The organism is Geodermatophilus sp. SYSU D01105 (assembly GCF_054050095.1).
In genome coordinates this window covers 15,169-32,135 of the sequence record NZ_JBJGYR010000008.1, presented here as the reverse complement: position 1 = coordinate 32,135, position 16,967 = coordinate 15,169, and the positions used below count along the sequence as shown (strand labels likewise).

Genomic DNA, 16,967 nt, shown 5'->3' with positions numbered 1-16,967 from the left:
GTGCGGTGGCGGCGCGTTCCCGGGGCCGTCGTGCGCCGGGACCGCACACCACCGCGGTCGGGAGTGCACGCCGCCGGTTCGTGAGAGGTTGGCCGGCATGAGTGGAACCGGACGGCGGGAGTCGGGACTGGTCATCGAGGACCGCGGGCACGTCCGCCTGCTGACCCTCGACCGCCCGGAGCGCCGCAACGCGCTCTCCAGCGCCCTCCAGGCCGACCTGGTCGAGGAGCTGCTCCGCTGCGGGGAGGACGGCGACGTGCGGGCGGTCGTGCTCACCGGCACCGGCCCGGCGTTCTGCGCCGGCTTCGACCTCAAGGAGATCCGCGAGGGCGACCGGCGGGGGGAGCGCTTCCGCCCGCCGATGAACCGGCCCACCCGCTCGCTGTTCGAGGTGGTCAGCGAGACGCCGGTCCCGATCGTCGCCGCGGTCAACGGCGCGGCGGTGGCCGGCGGGTTCGAGCTCGCCCTGGCCTGCGACCTGCGGGTGGCGGCGGCCGGCGTCCCGATGGGCCTGCCCGAGGCGAAGATCGGGATGGGTGCCAACTTCGGCTCCGTCGTCCTGCCCAAGCGGATCCCCATGGGGATCGCCCTGGAGATGCTCTACACCGGCGAGTACGTGACCAGCGAGGTCGCCGAGCGCTGGGGCCTGGTCAACCGGCTCGTGCCGGCCGACGACGTCCTGCCCACGGCGCTGCGGCTCGCCGAGACCATCGCCGCCAACGCGCCGATCTCGATCCGCCGCATGAAGGAAACCGCGGTCAAGGCCCTGGAGCTGCCGCTGTGGCAGGCGCTGCGGCTCGACGTCGGGCCCAACCCGTACCTGTCCGAGGACCGCCGGGAGGGCATCGCCGCCCACCTCGAGAAGCGCCCGCCGCGGTGGACCGGCCGCTAGGCCGCGAGGGACCGGAGGCGCCGTCGACGGGCGCCTCCGGCCGCTCGGGGGTCAGGCCTGGCCGGTGCCGGCCTCGGCGAGCCCGAACTCGGGCATGATCTCCGTCGAGAAGAGCTCGAGCATCTGCAGGCCCTCGTCGCGCGGGATCATCCCCCAGTGGAACAGCCACACGAAGTAGTCGATGGGCAGCTTCGTGAGGAAGTCCCCGACCTGCCGCTTGACGTCGTCGACCGTGCCGCCGATGAGCAGCCCGCTGTTGATGAGCCGGTCGGCGAGGTGCTCACCGGGCTTGGGCACCGGTCCCTCCTCGCCGTCGTAGCGAGCGCCCTCCATGAAGCCGAACTGCTCGTACCAGCCCTGCCAGACCGGCTTCTCGTAGCGGTCCACGCTCTCCCGGATGCGGGCGCGCACCTCGTCCTCCGGCGTCCCGTTCGGGTAGACGTAGAAGGTGCGGCAGACGCCGATGCCCTCGCCGAAGCGGGGGTTGCGGCCCCGTGAGGTGGCCCCCTCCACGTAGATGTCCATGAGCTGGCGCAGCTTCTCGTGCGAGCCCATGAGGATGGTCGGGGTGACGTCCTCCTCGCCGCACCAGCGCAGCGTCCCCGGGCTGGCGCCGAAGGCCTGGAACAGCTGCGGGTGGGGGCTCTGGTACGGCCGCGGCACCACGCTGACGCCCTTGATCGTGCCGTGCTCGTCCACCTCGCCGGGCTGCCCGTAGGGGCGGGTGATCGTGTCGGCCGGCGGCCAGTTCGGGATGCCTTCGACCGGGAAGGGGACCTGGTAGGTCGGGCCGTCGTACTGCAGCAGCGGCTCCGTCCACGCCTTCTTCATGATCGCGAAGTTCTCGGAGAAGAGCAGCCGGTTCCGCTGGTCTGCCTCGCTCATGTCCGAGGCCGTCGAGGTCACCCCGAACCGCTGGCCGAGGATGTTCTGCCACCGCGCCTGGTAGCCACGGGCCATGCCGACGAACAGCCGGCCCTTGAGCATGTGGTCGACGATGGCGATCTCCTCCGCCAGCCGGATCGGGTCGTGCGCGGGGAGGACCAGGCCGAGCTGCCCGTGCCGGAGCCGCCTGGTGTGCTGCCCCAGGTAGAGGTTGAGCATCACGGGGGCGGGCGAGATCTCCATGCCCTCCGAGTGCATGTGGTGCTCGACGTGGGTGATGCCCCAGTAGCCGAGGTCGTCGGCGGCCTTCACCAGTTCGACCAGGCTCTCGAGCATCCGCTGGTAGGCGTCGTTGTCCCGGCCGATCGGTCGGCGGGCGGCCATCTCCTGCTCGTCGCCGAGGGTGGGATAGACCTGCAGGATCACTTCGGGCACGGGGACCACTCCAATGCTTGCCGGACGGCGGTCTGCCGGGTGCAGGCCGCGACGTGCAGTCGGGGCGGACGGTCAGCCGGCGCGGGGACCGAGGTCGATGCCGAAACCGGGTGCCGGCCGCTTCTCGCCCACGGGGTTGCGCAGGACGCCGATGCCCTCGACCTCCAGTTCGACGACGTCCCCCGGTGCGATCCACCGGTCCATCTCCAGGCCGCAGCCGCGGCCGATCGTGCCGCCGCCGAAGACGTCGCCGGGCTGCAGCGGCTGGTCCACCGAGAGCGTCGAGACCACCTCGGCGAAGCTGAAGACCATCGCGCCGAGGTTGCCCTCGGACCAGGTCTCGCCGTTGACCCGCGCACTCATCCGGGCGGTCGTGATGTCGATCGAGTCGGCCGTGGTCAGGGTGGGCCCGAGGGAGGTCGCGAAGTCCTTGCCGAACGCCGGGCCGAGCCGCACCTCCATCTCGCGGAACTGGATGTCGCGGGCGCTCCAGTCGTTGAAGATCGTGTATCCGGCGATGCAGTCCAGCGCCTGCTCCGGGGTCACCCGGGACGCCGGCTTGCCCAGGACGGCCGCCACCTCGAGCTCGAAGTCCAGCTTGTCGGTGTAGTGCGGCCAGGGCACCTCGTCGTCCGGGCCGATGACGGTGTCCGGGTTGCCCTTCCAGTGGATCGGCAGCCGGTACCACTCGTCCGGCACGGTGCCGAAGCTGTTCATGACGTGCTCCTCGACGAGCATGAAGTCGCGCATCGAGTTCGGGCGGGGCAGCGGCGCGGCCAGGCGGACCTCGCTCGCGGGGACGGCGAAGTCGCCGGTGGTCCGCGACCGGTCGAGGCACTCGCGGGCCAGGTCCAGTCCCGCGTCGCCGAGGCGCAGCAGGGCGAGCACCGAGTCGGCCACCGGGCCGCTGCCGGGGCGGCTGGCGGCCGCGTCGACGACGTCCACGACCCGCTCCCCGTCGAGGACACCGGGGCGGAGGGCGCCGTCCCCGGTGCGATAGCTGACCAGCTGCACGGCGCTGCCTCCGATCCGGGCGTCCCCGGTGACCACCGACGGAGCGAACCTACGGTCCGGGCATGTGACGTGGGTAACAGTGGTTCCTGGTCGATCCACCATCTAGCGTGGTGGATCCGTGGCCCGGAGGAGGCAGGCGGTGGCCGACGACCTCCAGCTCCGGCACCTGCGCGCGTTCGTCGCCGTCGCCGAGGAGCTGAACTTCTCCCGCGCGGCCCGCAGGCTGCACCTGGCCCAGCAGTCGATGAGCGCGCAGGTGCGGCAACTGGAGCGCGAGCTCGGGGTCGAGCTCTTCCGTCGCACCACCCGCCGCGTGGAGCTGAGCGAGGCGGGGGTCGCGCTGCTGGAGCACGCCCGGCCGATCCTGCAGCTGGTGGCGACTGCGGCCGAGGAGACCCGGCGGGTCGCCGCCGGGCAGAGCGGACGGCTGGTCATCTCCTACACCCCCACCCTGGTCAACGAGACCCTGCCCCACCTCGTCGCCGCTGTGCGCGAGCGGGCGCCCGGTCTCTCGCTGCAGATGTGCAAGATGTGGCAGACCGAGAGCCTCGAGGCGGTCCGGTGCGGCCGGGTCGACGCGGGGATGGCCCGCCCCGCGACGGTGGACGACGACCTGGAGTCGGTGCGCCTGCGTGAGGAGCCGATCGGGGTCGTGCTGGGGGAGCGGCACCCGCTGGCGGCCGAGCCCGTCCTCGCCGTCGAGCAGCTCGCCGACCTCACCCTTGCCATCTGGCCCCGGCGCTTCTCACCGGACTTCTTCGACCAGGTGGTCGACTCCTTCCGGGGCCACGGGTTCCGGGGCCCCATCTCCGAGTTCGAGTACCTGACCTCGGCGCTGTTCCACCGCGATCCCGCCGCCCGCGCGGAGATCGCCGCCGGCCGGGCGTTCTCGGTGGCCTTCGCGACCCAGTTCGACCCGGTGCCCGAGGGTTTCGTGTGGCGGCCGGTCGAGCCGGCCACGCTCATCCCCGTCCAGCTCTACTGGCGACCGGGCGCCGGGGCGGCGGTCCGGCGCTTCGTGGACACCGCGCTGGAGGCTGCCGTGGCCGAGGGTTGGCTTTCCCGGGGGTCTCCGTACCTGGCCGGCACGCAGTCCGGGCGCTGGGAGTGGGGCGCCTAGCGGCTGGACGAACGGCGGCCAGCGGATACCGGACAGGTGTGTCGGTTCTTACCCTCGGTGACCTCAGGGCAGGCGTGCCGTCCACCGGACGTGCACACGGGCAGGGAGGCCGGATGACGATGATCCTCGGACTGGTGGGCGGCCCCGAGGCGGGCGGGCGGACCGCCACGGCGGTGGCGGGCATCCTCGCTGGCGCGGAGGAGCAGGGTGCCGCCACACGGCTGCTCGAGCTCAGCGAGACCCCCATGGCCGAGGTGACGGCGGCCATCGACGCCACCGACGGCGTCGTCTTCGGCAGTCCCGTGTACCGAGCCACGTACAGCTCGCTCCTCAAGGGCGTGCTGGAGGGCACCGAGCGCGGCAAGTGGGGGGAGACGACCGCACCGTTGCAGGGCAAGGCGGCGGCCGTCGTCCTCACGGGAGCCAGCGGCCACCACTTCCTGGCCGTCAACGACCTGCGTGACGTGCTCTCGGGCTTCTTCGCTGTCCAGGTGCTGTCCCCCGGGCTGTACCTCGACCACAGCGGTTACGTCGACCGCAGCACCCTCACCGAGGACAGCGTCTCGCTGACCGCCGCGCACGGCGCGGCGCTGGCCGACCTGACCGCCGCGGTGCGCGCGTCGGCAGCGTTGGGCGGCCTGCGGCCACAGGTCTGAGCAACCGCACGGGGGACCCGGGACCCGGGAGCCGGCAGGGTCGGCGGCTAGCGGTGCGGGGGCGCGCCCTACCCGTCGGGTGTCGCGCCGGAGTTCGCCGAGCGCAGGACGACCGCGGGGTCCTGTCCGTAGCGAGCCTGGTACTGGGCGGCGAACTGCTCCACGGCGGGGAACCCCCAGCGTGCGGCCAGCACGCTGAGCGACCTGACGGACGGGTCGCCGCCGAGCAGCTCGGCGCGCGCCCGCGCCAAGCGAACCGCGCGCACGTACTCGGCCGGAGTGGTGCCCAGCTCGTCCCGGAAGGCGGCGCGCAGGGCGCTCGCCGTGGTGCCCGCGACGGTGGCGAGCTCGGCCAACCCGAGGGGGCGCTCGGGGTACGCCTCGATGTAGTCGATCGCCTCGTCGAGCGCGAAGCGACCGATGGGGCCGGCCGCGGCCGAGAGCCGGCCGCTGTAGCTGTTCGGGATGCCGAGCAGCACCTGGGTGAGGAAGAAGGACTCCATCTGCTGCTGGACGAGGGGCTCCGCCGGCTCGTGGAGCTCCAGCTGCGCGACCAGGAACCGGGTCGCGGTGAGCAGCGCCGCGCCGGCGGAGGACTGCAGGTCGACGGCGAGAGAGAACCGCAGCGGCCGGCTCAGCGCGTCGTGCAGCAGCGCCGAGAGTTGTGACTCCAGCGACTGCCGGCCGATCTTCATCGCGAACTGGGTCGCGTCCGCCGACCAGTCCACCGTGGCCGGGCGGGTGGGGGAGATCATGACGCCGCTCCGGCCGGCGGCGGTCCGCACCTCGGCCCGCGCCTGCCGCACCGTCGTCGTCCCGGTCAGGGTCAGGTTCACGTGGAAGGCGTCGACCATCGCCGGGACGGTGAGCCGGGCGTCGGCCCCGTACCGGAGGTAGCCGATCGTGATGCCGCCCGAGGAGACGACGTTGAGCCGGGCGTCGAGCACACTGTCGGCCGTGAGACAGTGCGGGACGTAGGCGCCGGCCACCACGCGCTCGGCCTCGCCGACGTCGCGGGTCCGCATCGTCGCGAAGCGGGCCAGCGGTTCCCCGGATTGCTCCCGCAGCACCATCCTCACCCCCGACGACCCCTCGCCCGTCACCGCGAACCTACGACCGGTGACGGGACGGCGGCTATCCGGTCCGCGACGTGCTGGGCCGCTGCCCGCCGGGGGACCGTCGTTCCGCGGACAGCACCGTCGTTTCGTGGATGGTGACCCCGATCACGCGGTACCTATTGTGAGGTGGCTGCGCCGGGCGGTCCGCGCGGTCGACCACCGCACCGAGCGGGGAGCGGACGCGGCTCCACCGGAGAGGCTGCCATGACCCGAGACGACGTCGAGGTGCGCGCCGTGCACGCCGGTGGGGGAGACGCCCCGGACCCGCTGCTGGTTACGCGGGACCTCGAGCAGGCCCGGCACTACATCACCGACGTCTACATCCCGCACGACCTGGAGACGCGGGACGGGCGGGTACTGGACTTCCGGCTGCGCTACCTGGCCTCCGAACGGCTCACCGTGGGCCACCTGGTCTACGGGGCCGACGCCGAGCTGCTCGTGCCGCCGATGCGCGACTGCTACCACATGAACCTGACGCTGCACGGCCAGACGATGGTGTCCCAGCACGGCCGCTGGGCCGCGACCGAGGCCACGCGACGCGGCGTCCTGTTCAACCCGACCGACCCGTTCACCGTCCGCTGGAGCCCGGACGCGATCCAGTACGCCGTCAAGCTGCCGCGGCGGTCGGTCGAGGCGCACCTGGGCAAGCTGATCAACCAGCCGGTCGAGCGGCCGATCGAGTTCGACCTCGGCTTCGACCTGGTGTCGGCGACCGGGCAGGCGCTGCTCTCGACCGTGCACTTCCTGCGCCAGGAGCTGGCCCGGCCCGGCGGCATCGCCACCATGCCCACGGCGCGCGACCAGCTGGAGTCCCTGGTCCTCACCCAGCTGCTGCTCACCGTCCCGAACAACTACGCCGACCTGCTGCGGGCGCCGGACCCGCCGGTGCGGCACGGGCACGTCCGGCGGGTCGTCGAGCTGATCGAGGCCCACCCCGAGCGGGACCTCACGCTGGCCGAGCTGGCGCACGCCGCCGGTACCACCGCCCGCGCCCTGCAGCGGGGCTTCAAGGAGGTCGTGGGCATGTCCCCGACCGCGTACGTGCGTGCCGTCCGCCTCGACCGGGTGCACGCCGAGCTGCTCGCCACGGCCGGCACCGCCCCCGTCACCGACGTGGCGATGAAGTGGGGGTTCTTCCACCTGGGCCGCTTCGCCCAGCAGTACCGGGAGCGCTTCGGCGTCCTGCCCTCGCAGACCGCGCGCCGCGCCCAGTCCGTCGGCTGAACGACGCGGGAGGGCGGCCGCACCCGTCCTCTGGAGTGCGGCGCCTCCCGCCGCGGTCGTCAGTGCCGCAGGCCGTGCTTGCGCATCAGCGGCATGACCTCGTCGCCGAACTCCTTCAGCTCCTTGGCGTAGTCGAGGAAGCCGAAGATCGCGCCGCTCATGCCGGCCTCGCTGAGCTCGGCGAACTGCTCGACGATCTGCTCCGGCGTGCCGACCAGGTTGGGGCCGCCCCACCCGGCGATGAACCGCTCCTGGAACTGCTTGATCTGAGTGCCGAACGACTGACTCTCCAGGCCCAGCACATCCATGATGATCTGCGCGCCGGGCCAGTCGCCCTTGTCGATGATCGCTTGGTGGGCCTCCCGCGCCTCCTTCTCGGTCTCCCGGCAGACGACGAGGCAGTAGGTCCAGACGTCGATGTCGCGCTCGTACTTGTCGTTGGCCAGGCCCTTGATGCCCTTGACGTAGGCCGGGACCTCCTCGGTCGGCAGCGCGATCAGGTTGACGTCGACGTTGCGGGCGGAGAAGTCCTGACCGGCGGGGGAGGCGCCGGCGTTGAGCAGCGCGGGGCGCGGGTCCTGGACCGGCTTGGGATAGGCGTGGGCGTTCTTCGACTGGAAGTACTTCCCGTCGAAGTCGAAGTTGCCCGGCTCGTTCCACAACCGCTGGGCGAAGTCCAGCCACTCCTGGCCGTAGGCGTAGCGCTCGTCGTGCTCGAGCTGCTTGCGCCCGAACAGCTCCATCTCGGGGGTGAACCAGCCCATCACCAGGTTCATCCCGAACCGGCCGTTCGAGATGTGGTCGATGGTGGTCGCCATCTTCGCCGCGACGATCGGGTGGACGGTCGGCACGTGGGTGGTGGTGAAGACGCCGATGTCCTCCGTTGCCTGGGCCAGGCCCGCCGCCCAGGTGTAGGTCTCGAAGCAGACCCCGTTGAAGTTGGTCTCCCCGCCGAAACCGGTCCACCGGCCGACCGGCACCATCGCCTCCATGCCGAGCCGGTCGGCTGTGCGGGCGATCTCGAGCTGCTGGTCCCAGGTGACCCGGAAGCCGGTCGGCTCGTGACTCATGATCACGCCGCCGCTGCAGTTGGCCGAGAAGATGCCGAGCTTCATCTTCTGGTCGTTGAACACCGGGTTCTCGCGAACGGGCTTGTACTTGCCGAGCAGGCCGTCGGCCTCGTGCATGGGCAGCGTCACGCTGGTCTTCCTCCCTCGTCAGGCTGCGCGACCGTTCCACCGGGCGGCCGGTCGCCGCGATCCGAACGTAAGCGGGGTCACACCTGCGGCCTATCCCGCGCGCGACAGCGGCTGTCCGCGCCACGTCGGCGGATCCGGGGACGTGCGCTCTGCGGTCATGAGCGTTCGCTGGCGGGATAGTCGGCCGGGCCGGCACTTCCTACCGTCGATGGACACCCGTTGTGGCGCGCGCCACACCGTAGGAGGAGGAGGCGGCGATGACCGGAAGCGCCGGTACCCGGACGGTCCTCGCGGACGAGGTCTTCCGCGACGTCATCGGCCGCTTCGCCAGCGGCGTCACGGTCATCACGACGACGGCGGGCGGCGCCGACTTCGGTACCACCGCCAGCGCGGTGACCTCGCTGTCGATGGAGCCGCCGATGCTCCTCATCTGCCTGAACAAGACCAGCGACACGCAGGCCGCGATCCTCGAATCCGGCGTGTTCGGGGTCAACATCCTGGCCGAGCACCAGGGGAAGGTCGCCTACCAGTTCGCCAAGAAGGGCCAGGACAAGTTCGCCGGCGTGGGCATCCAGCGCGGGCGCACCGGGATCCCGCTGGTGGAGGACGCGCTCGCCCACCTGGAGTGCGAGGTGGACGAGACGGTCACCGGAGGCACCCACACCGTCTTCCTGGGACGGGTGAAGGAGGCGGCGGGCATGGAGGGAGCGCCGCTCACCTACTTCCGCGGTCGCTTCGGCAGGCTCGAGAGCGCCCTGGACGAGGCCGCCTACCGCGACCTCCGCAAGCGCGTCATCGAGCGCACCCTCCCGGCCGGGCAGCCGCTGGACCCGCAACGGCTGGCGGCGGAACTTGACGTCGATGCCCAGCGGATCTACTACGCGCTGACCAAGCTCGCCACCGACGACCTCGTGTCGCGCCGGCCGGAGGGGTACGTCGTCAACCCGCTGACCGCCGAGGCCGCTGAGCAGCTGTTCGACGCGCGGTGCACGATCGAGGTCGGCGTCGTCGACCAGACGGTGGGGACGATCGGCGGCGAGTCGCTCGACCACCTGGCACAGCTGGCCGACGACCTGGCGCAGATCGTCCGGAGCGAGGCCCCCGACCTCACGGCCTTCCTCCACACCAGCCACGCCTTCCACCGGCAGCTGGTGTCACTGGCCGGGTGCTCCCACCTGAGCGAGTCCTACGAGCGCCTGGGTATCCCGGCCTTCTGGACGCGCACGATGGCCGAGCGCCCATGGTGGGAGGAGTTCGACGTCGTCCACCACGCGCAGCTGGTCGAGGCCTACCGCGCCGGCGACCTCGTGGAGGCCAAGCGACTCATCTACCAGCACCGTGACCAGGTGAAGGAGCTCGCGCGCCGGCGCATCACGGAAGCCGGCGGAGAGGTCTGACGTGGCGCACCCGGTGAACCTCACGCACAAGCTGCTCCGCAGCCACCTTGTCGACGGGGACCTGGTGCCCGGGCAGGACATCCGCGTCGCCGTCGACCAGGTCCTCGTCGAGGACGCCACCGGCACGATGACCGGGATGCAGTTCGAACTCCTCGGTGCCGACGACGTCGCCGTCCCGCTGGCGGTCATGTACGTCGACCACAACGTCCTGCAGATCGACGACAGGAACATGCAGGACCACCGGTACCTGCGCTCGTTCTCGCAGCGGTACGGCCTGCGCTTCTCCCCGCCGGGCCACGGCATCTCGCACTACATCCACATCGAACGGTTCGCCCGGCCCGGCGAACTGCTGGTCGGCGCCGACTCGCACACCACCACCTCCGGCGCCCTGGGCATGTTCGCCACCGGAGCCGGCGGTCTGGAGGTCGCCGTCGCGATGGCGGGCTACGGCTTCGACCTGCCGTGCCCCCGGGTGATCGGCGTCGAGGTGACCGGCCGGCTGGGGCCGGCGGTCGAGGCCAAGGACGTGATCCTCGAGCTCCTCCGTCGCCACGGCGTCCGGGGCGGCACCGGCGCTGTGTTCGAGTTCTTCGGCGACGGAGTCGCGGGCCTGCCGACGACCGGGCGGGCGACCATCTGCAACATGGCGATGGAGACCGGCGCCACCACGGCGGTCTTCCCCTCCGACGAGGAGACCCGCCGCTGGCTGGCCGACCAGGGCCGGGAACGTGACTTCCGACCACTGGCCGCCGACCCCGGCGCCGAGTGCGACGCCTACGAGCACATCGACCTGTCCGCCCTCGGGCCGCTCGTGGCGGTGCCGCAGTCGCCGGGCAACGTGGTGCCCGTCGCGGAGGTGGCCGGGACCGAGCTCGTGCAGGTGTGTGTGGGCTCGTCGGTGAACAGCGCCTACGAGGACCTGGCCACCGTCGCCGCCGCCCTGCGGGACCGCACGGTGAGTCCCGGCATCCAGCTCACCGTCACGCCGGGCTCGCGGCAGATCCTCGACATCATCATGCGGTCAGGGGTGTACCAGGACCTGCTCGGCTCCGGCGCCCGGATGCTCGAGCCCATCTGCGGGCCCTGCGTCGGCATCGGTCAGGCGCCGGCCAAGGGCAAGCCGTCGCTGCGGACCTTCAACCGGAACTTCCCCGGGCGCAGCGGGACCGCGGAGGACCTGGTCTACCTGTGCTCGCCGTCGACGGCCGCGGCCAGCGCGCTGACCGGCACCATCACCGATCCTCGGACCCTCGATCGGCCGCCGCTGCGACCCGCTGCGCCGCCGAACCCGGAGCTGCACGAGCGGCACGTCACCGAGGTGCTCCCCGAGGCCGAGCGCCGCGCGGTCGTGATCGAGCGCGGGGAGAACCTCGTGCCACCGCCGCTGCCGGGGCCGCTGCCGGAGGACCTCGACGGGCGTGTGGTCATCGTCGTCGGGGACGACATATCGACAGGGGATCTGGCCGCGGACGGCGCCATCGCCATGTCCACGTGGTCGAACATCGCCGACTGCGCTCGATTCATGTTCCGGCGGATCGATCCGGACTTCCACGATCGGGCACTCCGGTGGGGTGGCGGGCTGGTCGTGGCAGGGCACAACTACGGGCAGGGCTCATCGAGGGAGCACGCGGCGCTCTCCCCGCTGCACCTCGGGATCCGTGCCGTGGTTGCCCGCAGCTATGCCCGCATCCACCGGCGCAACCTCATCGGGGTCGGCATCGTGCCGCTGGTCTTCGCCGCCGCGGAGGGGGACGCGCTGGCCGAGCAGGGGCAGCACGTTCGCATCCCGGGCCTGGCCGCGGCCGTCACCGGCGGCGTGGAGACCGTGACGGCGGAGGTGGACGGCGGGCAGCAGCTCAGGCTGGAGCTCCAGCTCACCTCGCGCGAACGCGCGGTGCTCGCTGCGGGCGGTCTGCTCGCCCACATCCGCGCAGGTGGTCGGGCTCCCGTCGCGGAACGGTCTGCCCCCGGCGCGGACTGAACGCCACCGCCGCGGGATCACGTGCCGACGTCCGGTCAGGAGCGGACCGTTCAGGATCAGACCGTGCCCGACCGGGGCCGGGAGCGGCCGCCGGCCCGGTAGAGGTTGCTCGTCAGGGGGTGGCCGACGGCATCCTCGACCACGGCAGCGGCCCGCAGCACGGCGTCGAGATCCAGGCCGGTGGAGACCCCCGAGTCCTCGAGCAGGTAGACGACCTCCTCGGTGGCGATGTTGCCGCTGGCGCCGGGTGCGAAGGGACAGCCGCCGAGGCCACCCACGGAGGCATCGAGCTGGGTCACGCCGGCGTCGACGGCGGCGATCACGCTGGCCAGACCGGACCCGCGGGTGTTGTGGAAGTGCACCCCCACCTCGACCCCGGGGCAGGCGTCCCGGACGCGGTCCAGCAGCTCCATGACCCGACCGGGCACGGTGGTGCCGATCGTGTCGCCCAGGCACAGCTGGTCGGCGCCCTGGTCGACCGCTCGGCGGGCGACGTCGACGACCCGCTCGACGGGTGTGCGCCCGTCGAAGGGGCAGTCCCAGGCAACGGCGATGATCGCCTCGCACCGGCCGCCGGCGTCGTGCGCGAGCCCGGCGATCTCGGCCACTGCGGCCACCGCCTCGGCAGTGGTCCGGCCGGCGTTCGCCTGGCTGTGTCCGTCGGATGCCGAGATCACGTACTCCAGTTCCGGCATGCCGGCGGCGACAGCGCGGCGGGCGCCGCCCGCCCCGGCCACCAACGCGGAGAAGTGCACGTCCGGCCAGCGGCCCAGCTCGGCGACCACCTGCTCGGCGTCTGCCATCGCCGGGACGGCACGCGGGGACACGAAGGAGGTCACCTCGACCCGGGAGACCCCGGTCGCGGCGACGGCCTCGAGGATGGCGAGCTTGGCTTCCGTCGGGACGGGCGCCTCCAGCTGGAGGCCGTCGCGCAGGCCCACCTCGCGGATGTCGACGGTCGAGGGCAGGTGCACCGTTCCTCCTCGGATCGGGGCGTCAGATGACGCCGGCTGCTTCGAGGTCGTGCAGCTGCGGGGCGGAGAGTCCGAGGAGTCCGCCGTACACCTCGGCGTTATGGGCACCCGGGTGCGGGGCGCCGGCCCAGCGGACCGACCCGGGAGTGCCCGTCAGCTTGGGCACGACCCCGGGGCCGAGCACGTCAGCGCCGATCGCCTCGTCGAAGTGGGGGACGAGCATCTCCCGCGCCCGGAACTGCGGGTCCTCGACGACCTCGGCGACCGTGTTGACCGGGCCGACGACCACGCCGGCGTCCTCGAGCACCCGCGTGAGCGTCGCCGCGTCGTGCCGCCGGGCCCAGTCGGCGACGATGTCGTCGATCTCGTCCTGGTGCCGGCCCCGGGCGGTGTGCGAACGGAACCGCGGGTCGGTGACCAGTTCGGGCCGGTCCATGGCAGCGCACAGCCGGGAGAAGACGGTGTCCTGGTTGGCCGCGATGACCATCCAGCGCCCGTCGGCCGACTCGTACAGGTTGGACGGCGCGATGCCCGTGAGCCGTGTGCCCGACGGTTCCCTCACGACACCACCCCGGTCATAGTCGGGGATGCTGGACTCCAGGAGAGCCAGGCAGGACTCGGTGAGCGCCACGTCGACGACCTGGCCGGTGCACCGGCCACGCTCACGCGCCAGCAGAGCCATGAGGACGCCCTGGGCGGCGAACATGCCCGCCAGTGAATCGCCGATCGAGAGGGCCGGTCGTGGGGGAGGACCACCCGGGTAGCCGTTGAGGTAGCGCATGCCGCTCACCGCCTCCGCCACCGACGCGTATCCGGGACGCCGGCTGTCCGGACCGGTCTGGCCGTAGCCGGACACCCGCGCCAGGACCAGCCCCGGGTTGCGTGCGCCGAGGACCTCGGGGTCCAGCCCCCACTTCTCGAGCGTCCCGGGTCGGAAGCTCTCCACGAGGACGTCGGCGGTGTCGATGAGCCGCAGGAAGATCTCCTGCCCCTCCGGGCGGTGGAGGTCGAGGGTGATGCAGCGCTTGTTGCGTGCGTGCACCGTCCAGAAGAAGTGGTGCCCGTCCTGCTCGGCCTGGCCCCACTCGCGGAGGGGGTCGGGCGCCCCGGGCGCCTCGATCTTGATGACGTCGGCCCCGTGGTCGGCGAGCAGCCGCCCGCAGAAGGGCCCGGCGATGATCGAACCGAGTTCGAGCACGCGGACGCCGGTCAGGGCGGGGGTGGAGACGTCGTCGGCCACGACCGAAACGCTAGGAACCGCCGGTGCGGGGGTCTATCCCTCCGGCGCGCGGGACTGTCCATCCTGCGCACGGCCCTGTGGCACACGGCGGCCCCGGGGTCCGCGCGGAGGAGCGCGGACCCCGGGGCCGGGTCCGGAGACCCAGGGGCGGACCCGGGCGGTCAGGCGTTGCGGATGCCCGCCTGCACCATGCGCGGCATGACCTCCGCGCCGAAGTACTTCATCTCCTCGTTGAAGTCGACCAGGCCCATGATCATCCCGTCCATGCCGGCCTCGTTGAGCTTGGCCATCTCCTCGGCCACCTGGTCGGGCGTCCCGACGATGGGGTAGCCGCCCCACCCAGCGATGAACCGGGTCTGCATCTCCTTGACCGCGTGGTCGAAGGACTCGCTGGAGCCCGACCCGGCGATCTTGATGACGTTGCCGGCGGCGCCCCAGTCGCCCTCGTCGATCACCTTCTGGTGGAAGTCCTGGGCTTCCTTCTCGGTGTCACGGGCGATCACCAGTCCGTAGGTCATCACCTGGATCTCGCGGTCGTACTCCCGGCGGGCCTTCTCCTTGATGGCAGTGGTGTAGGCCTTGATGTCGTCGAGCGTGGCCAGGGACGCGAAGTTGATGTCGACGTTGCGGGCCGAGAACTCGATGCCGGCCTTCGAGTTGCCGGCGTTGAGCAGCACCGGCCGGGGCGCCTGGTACGGCTTCGGATAGCCCTCGAGGTCGCGGCCCTGGAAGTACTTGCCGTTGACGTCGAAGGACCCCTCCTCGCTCCAGAGCCGCTCGACGAGGTCCAGCCACTCCTGGCCGAAGGCGTAGCGCTCGTCGTGCTCGCGCTGCTCGCGGCCGAACATCTCCATCTCCGGCGTGACCCAGCCCATCACCAGGTTCAGCGCGAACCGGCCCCGGGAGATGTGGTCGATGGTCATCCCGGCCTTCGCGGCGACGATCGGGTGCACCGTCGGCAGGTGGCTGGTGGAGGCGATGGCGATCCGCTGGGTGGACGCGGCGATGCCAGCAGCCCAGGTGTAGGTCTCGTACGTCTTGCCGTTGAAGTTCGTCGTCCCCCCGAAGCCCTTCCAGCGGGCGATCGGGACGAGGGCCTCGAGGCCGAGGGAGTCGGCGCGCTGGGCGATCTCCACAGTGTGGTCCCAGGTGACGTCGTAGGTGCTCGGCGCGTGGCTCATCACGAGCCCGTATGAACAGTTGGTGCCGAAGAGCCCGAGCTTCATCTTCTGGTCGCCCAACAGGGGGTTGGTCTGCCGACGGTCGACCAGCGGCCGGGTCTCCTCCGGCGGGCGTGGCTCGGTGGGGGCGAGCCCGAGGCGCTCGTTCGCGGACTGGGTCATGCTCACGGCTGACTCCTGGGGATCGGCGGGGTGAGGGCGGTGCCACGCGACTGTGTCGCGCGTCACGTCGGGGGCGACGTTAGGAGCGGACGTGCGGCGGAGCCATCCGCGCAGTGCGAGCCGATGACCGTCCACCGCAGACTTGGCCCCGAGGGGCCGGACCGGGCCCGGACGCGCGACGTCCCGCCCCGGGAGCCGGTGCGGGACGTGCGTCGATCGGCCGCCGGCCGGGGTCACTCGGCGGTGCGCAGCTCCAGGTCGTGCCCCATCCGGTCGCGCTTGGTGCGCAGGTAGCGGACGTTGTGCGGCGTCTCGACCACGGGCAGCGCGACCCGGCCGACGATGCTGAGGCCGTAGCCCTCCAGCCCGCCGAACTTCGCCGGGTTGTTGGTGATCAGCCGGAGCCGGTTGATGCCGAGGTCGCCGAGGATCTGGGAGCCGACCCCGTAGCTGCGGGAGTCGGCGGGCAGGCCCTGGGCGGTGTTGGCGTCGACAGTGTCCAACCCCTGGTCCTGCAGGGCGTAGGCGCGGATCTTGTGGCCGAGGCCGATGCCGCGACCCTCGTGCCCGCGCAGGTAGACCAGCGCGCCGCAGCCCTCGGCGGCGATGGCGCGCAGGGCCTGCTCAAGCTGACCCCCGCAGTCGCAGCGCAGCGAGCCCAGGATGTCGCCGGTGAGGCACTCGGAGTGCACCCGCACCAGGGCTCCGGCCTCGGAGCGGCCGGCCTCGGCGACGTCCCCCATGACCAGGGCCAGGTGCTCGCTGCCGTCCAGGGTGGAGCGGTAGGCCACCGCCCGGAAGGCGCCGAAGGCGGTCGGCATGGCCGAGACGGCGACCTGCTCGACCAGCCGCTCGGTGGCCCGCCGGTAGCGGACCAGGTCGGCGATGGCCAGGATCGGCAGCCCGTGCTCTGCGGCGAAGGTGGCGACCGAGACACCACTGGGCATGGTGCCGTCGTCGGCGGTTATCTCGGTGATGACCCCGACGCCGGACAGGCCGGCCATGGTGGTGAGGTCGACGGCGGCCTCGGTGTGGCCGGCGCGGACCAGGACGCCACCGCTACGGGCGCGCAGCGGGAAGACGTGCCCGGGGCGACGCAGGTCACCGGGGGCCGTCGCCGGATCGGCCAGTGCCCGGATGGTCGCGGCGCGGTCGGCGGCCGAGACGCCGGTCCCGGTGCTGCGGTGGTCGACGCTGACGGTGAAGGCGGTGCCGTGGGCGTCGGTGTTGTCGGTGACCATCAGGGGCAACCGCAGCTCCTCGGCGCGCTCGACGGACATCGGGACGCAGACGATGCCGGTGCCGTGCCGCACCATGAAGGCGATCTGGGCATCGGTCACCAGTTCGGCGCCGACGATCAGGTCGCCCTCGTCCTCCCGGTCGGCGTCGTCGACCACCACGACCATCCCGCCGGCCGCGAGTGCGGCCACAGCGTGCTGGACCGCCTCGGCAGGGGAGCGGCGCGGGCTCATCGGACCTCCTTGGGGCC

Annotated in this window: 14 protein-coding genes; 6 read left to right on the top strand and 8 right to left on the bottom strand. The window is 72.0% G+C overall.

The window, feature by feature from the left end; genetic code table 11:
- Positions 1 to 97: 97 nt before the first annotated feature.
- Complete coding sequence (locus ACI79I_RS09245) at positions 98 to 892, top strand: enoyl-CoA hydratase/isomerase family protein (RefSeq protein WP_456992023.1); 795 nt, start codon at positions 98 to 100, stop codon at positions 890 to 892.
- A gap of 51 nt (positions 893 to 943) precedes the next feature.
- Here ACI79I_RS09245 and ACI79I_RS09240 read toward each other — a convergent pair whose 3' ends face one another.
- Positions 944 to 2,212 carry an LLM class flavin-dependent oxidoreductase gene (locus ACI79I_RS09240; protein WP_456992022.1) on the bottom strand — a complete coding sequence of 423 codons (1,269 nt, stop codon included), beginning with the start codon at positions 2,210 to 2,212 and terminating at the stop codon, positions 944 to 946.
- 72 nt (positions 2,213 to 2,284) lie between these two features.
- On the bottom strand, positions 2,285 to 3,262 hold the full coding sequence (locus ACI79I_RS09235; protein ID WP_456992021.1) for a fumarylacetoacetate hydrolase family protein: 978 nt from the start codon (positions 3,260 to 3,262) through the stop codon (positions 2,285 to 2,287).
- Positions 3,263 to 3,365: 103 nt separating this feature from the next.
- On the opposite strand from ACI79I_RS09235, the gene ACI79I_RS09230 reads away from it, so the two are divergent.
- Positions 3,366 to 4,346: a LysR family transcriptional regulator gene (locus tag ACI79I_RS09230; RefSeq protein ID WP_456992020.1), complete on the top strand. Its 981-nt coding sequence runs from the start codon at positions 3,366 to 3,368 to the stop codon at positions 4,344 to 4,346.
- A 113-nt stretch (positions 4,347 to 4,459) separates the two neighbouring features.
- Positions 4,460 to 5,002 carry an NAD(P)H-dependent oxidoreductase gene (locus ACI79I_RS09225; protein ID WP_456992019.1) on the top strand — a complete coding sequence of 181 codons (543 nt, stop codon included), beginning with the start codon at positions 4,460 to 4,462 and terminating at the stop codon, positions 5,000 to 5,002.
- Between the two features lie 68 nt (positions 5,003 to 5,070).
- Here the strand turns inward: ACI79I_RS09225 and ACI79I_RS09220 are convergent, their stop codons facing one another.
- A complete protein-coding gene (locus ACI79I_RS09220) occupies positions 5,071 to 6,075 on the bottom strand; it encodes an AraC-like ligand-binding domain-containing protein (protein WP_456992203.1) in 1,005 nt (334 codons plus the stop codon).
- Between the two features lie 249 nt (positions 6,076 to 6,324).
- Between ACI79I_RS09220 and ACI79I_RS09215 the strand changes: the two genes are divergently transcribed.
- Complete coding sequence (locus ACI79I_RS09215; protein ID WP_456992018.1) at positions 6,325 to 7,344, top strand: AraC family transcriptional regulator; 1,020 nt, start codon at positions 6,325 to 6,327, stop codon at positions 7,342 to 7,344.
- A 59-nt stretch (positions 7,345 to 7,403) separates the two neighbouring features.
- Here the strand turns inward: ACI79I_RS09215 and ACI79I_RS09210 are convergent, their stop codons facing one another.
- Positions 7,404 to 8,543 (bottom strand): LLM class flavin-dependent oxidoreductase, encoded by a 1,140-nt coding sequence (locus tag ACI79I_RS09210; RefSeq protein ID WP_456992017.1) that lies wholly within the window; start codon positions 8,541 to 8,543, stop codon positions 7,404 to 7,406.
- 257 nt (positions 8,544 to 8,800) lie between these two features.
- Between ACI79I_RS09210 and ACI79I_RS09205 the strand changes: the two genes are divergently transcribed.
- Together ACI79I_RS09205 and ACI79I_RS09200 are read left to right on the top strand one after the other, a co-directional pair.
- On the top strand, positions 8,801 to 9,940 hold the full coding sequence (locus ACI79I_RS09205; protein WP_456992016.1) for a flavin reductase: 1,140 nt from the start codon (positions 8,801 to 8,803) through the stop codon (positions 9,938 to 9,940).
- Between the two features lies 1 nt (position 9,941).
- Entirely contained in the window at positions 9,942 to 11,921 is a 1,980-nt protein-coding gene (locus ACI79I_RS09200) for an aconitate hydratase (protein ID WP_456992015.1), read from the top strand.
- Between the two features lie 56 nt (positions 11,922 to 11,977).
- Here ACI79I_RS09200 and ACI79I_RS09195 read toward each other — a convergent pair whose 3' ends face one another.
- From ACI79I_RS09195 to ACI79I_RS09180, 4 genes are all read right to left on the bottom strand, one after another.
- Positions 11,978 to 12,895 (bottom strand): hydroxymethylglutaryl-CoA lyase, encoded by a 918-nt coding sequence (locus ACI79I_RS09195; RefSeq protein ID WP_456992013.1) that lies wholly within the window; start codon positions 12,893 to 12,895, stop codon positions 11,978 to 11,980.
- A 22-nt stretch (positions 12,896 to 12,917) separates the two neighbouring features.
- On the bottom strand, positions 12,918 to 14,135 hold the full coding sequence (locus tag ACI79I_RS09190; protein ID WP_456992011.1) for a CaiB/BaiF CoA transferase family protein: 1,218 nt from the start codon (positions 14,133 to 14,135) through the stop codon (positions 12,918 to 12,920).
- Positions 14,136 to 14,296: 161 nt separating this feature from the next.
- Positions 14,297 to 15,478, bottom strand: a complete 1,182-nt coding sequence (locus ACI79I_RS09185; protein WP_456992010.1) for an LLM class flavin-dependent oxidoreductase — start codon at positions 15,476 to 15,478, stop codon at positions 14,297 to 14,299.
- Positions 15,479 to 15,711: 233 nt separating this feature from the next.
- The gene (locus ACI79I_RS09180) at positions 15,712 to 16,950 is read right to left on the bottom strand and encodes a bifunctional 3,4-dihydroxy-2-butanone-4-phosphate synthase/GTP cyclohydrolase II (protein ID WP_456944071.1); all 1,239 of its coding nucleotides are present in this window, start codon (positions 16,948 to 16,950) and stop codon (positions 15,712 to 15,714) included.
- Positions 16,951 to 16,967 lie beyond the last annotated feature (17 nt).

Excerpts from the sequence above, each read along its gene's own strand:
- ACI79I_RS09245 (WP_456992023.1), top strand. The coding sequence starts at position 98 with ATGAGTGGAACCGGACGGCGGGAGTCGGGACTGGTCATCGAGGACCGC.
- ACI79I_RS09220 (WP_456992203.1), bottom strand. The coding sequence starts at position 6,075 with ATGGTGCTGCGGGAGCAATCCGGGGAACCGCTGGCCCGCTTCGCGACG.
- ACI79I_RS09215 (WP_456992018.1), top strand. The coding sequence starts at position 6,325 with ATGACCCGAGACGACGTCGAGGTGCGCGCCGTGCACGCCGGTGGGGGA.
- ACI79I_RS09205 (WP_456992016.1), top strand. The coding sequence starts at position 8,801 with ATGACCGGAAGCGCCGGTACCCGGACGGTCCTCGCGGACGAGGTCTTC.
- ACI79I_RS09225 (WP_456992019.1), top strand. The coding sequence starts at position 4,460 with ATGACGATGATCCTCGGACTGGTGGGCGGCCCCGAGGCGGGCGGGCGG.
- ACI79I_RS09180 (WP_456944071.1), bottom strand. The coding sequence starts at position 16,950 with ATGAGCCCGCGCCGCTCCCCTGCCGAGGCGGTCCAGCACGCTGTGGCC.
- ACI79I_RS09185 (WP_456992010.1), bottom strand. The coding sequence starts at position 15,478 with ATGACCCAGTCCGCGAACGAGCGCCTCGGGCTCGCCCCCACCGAGCCA.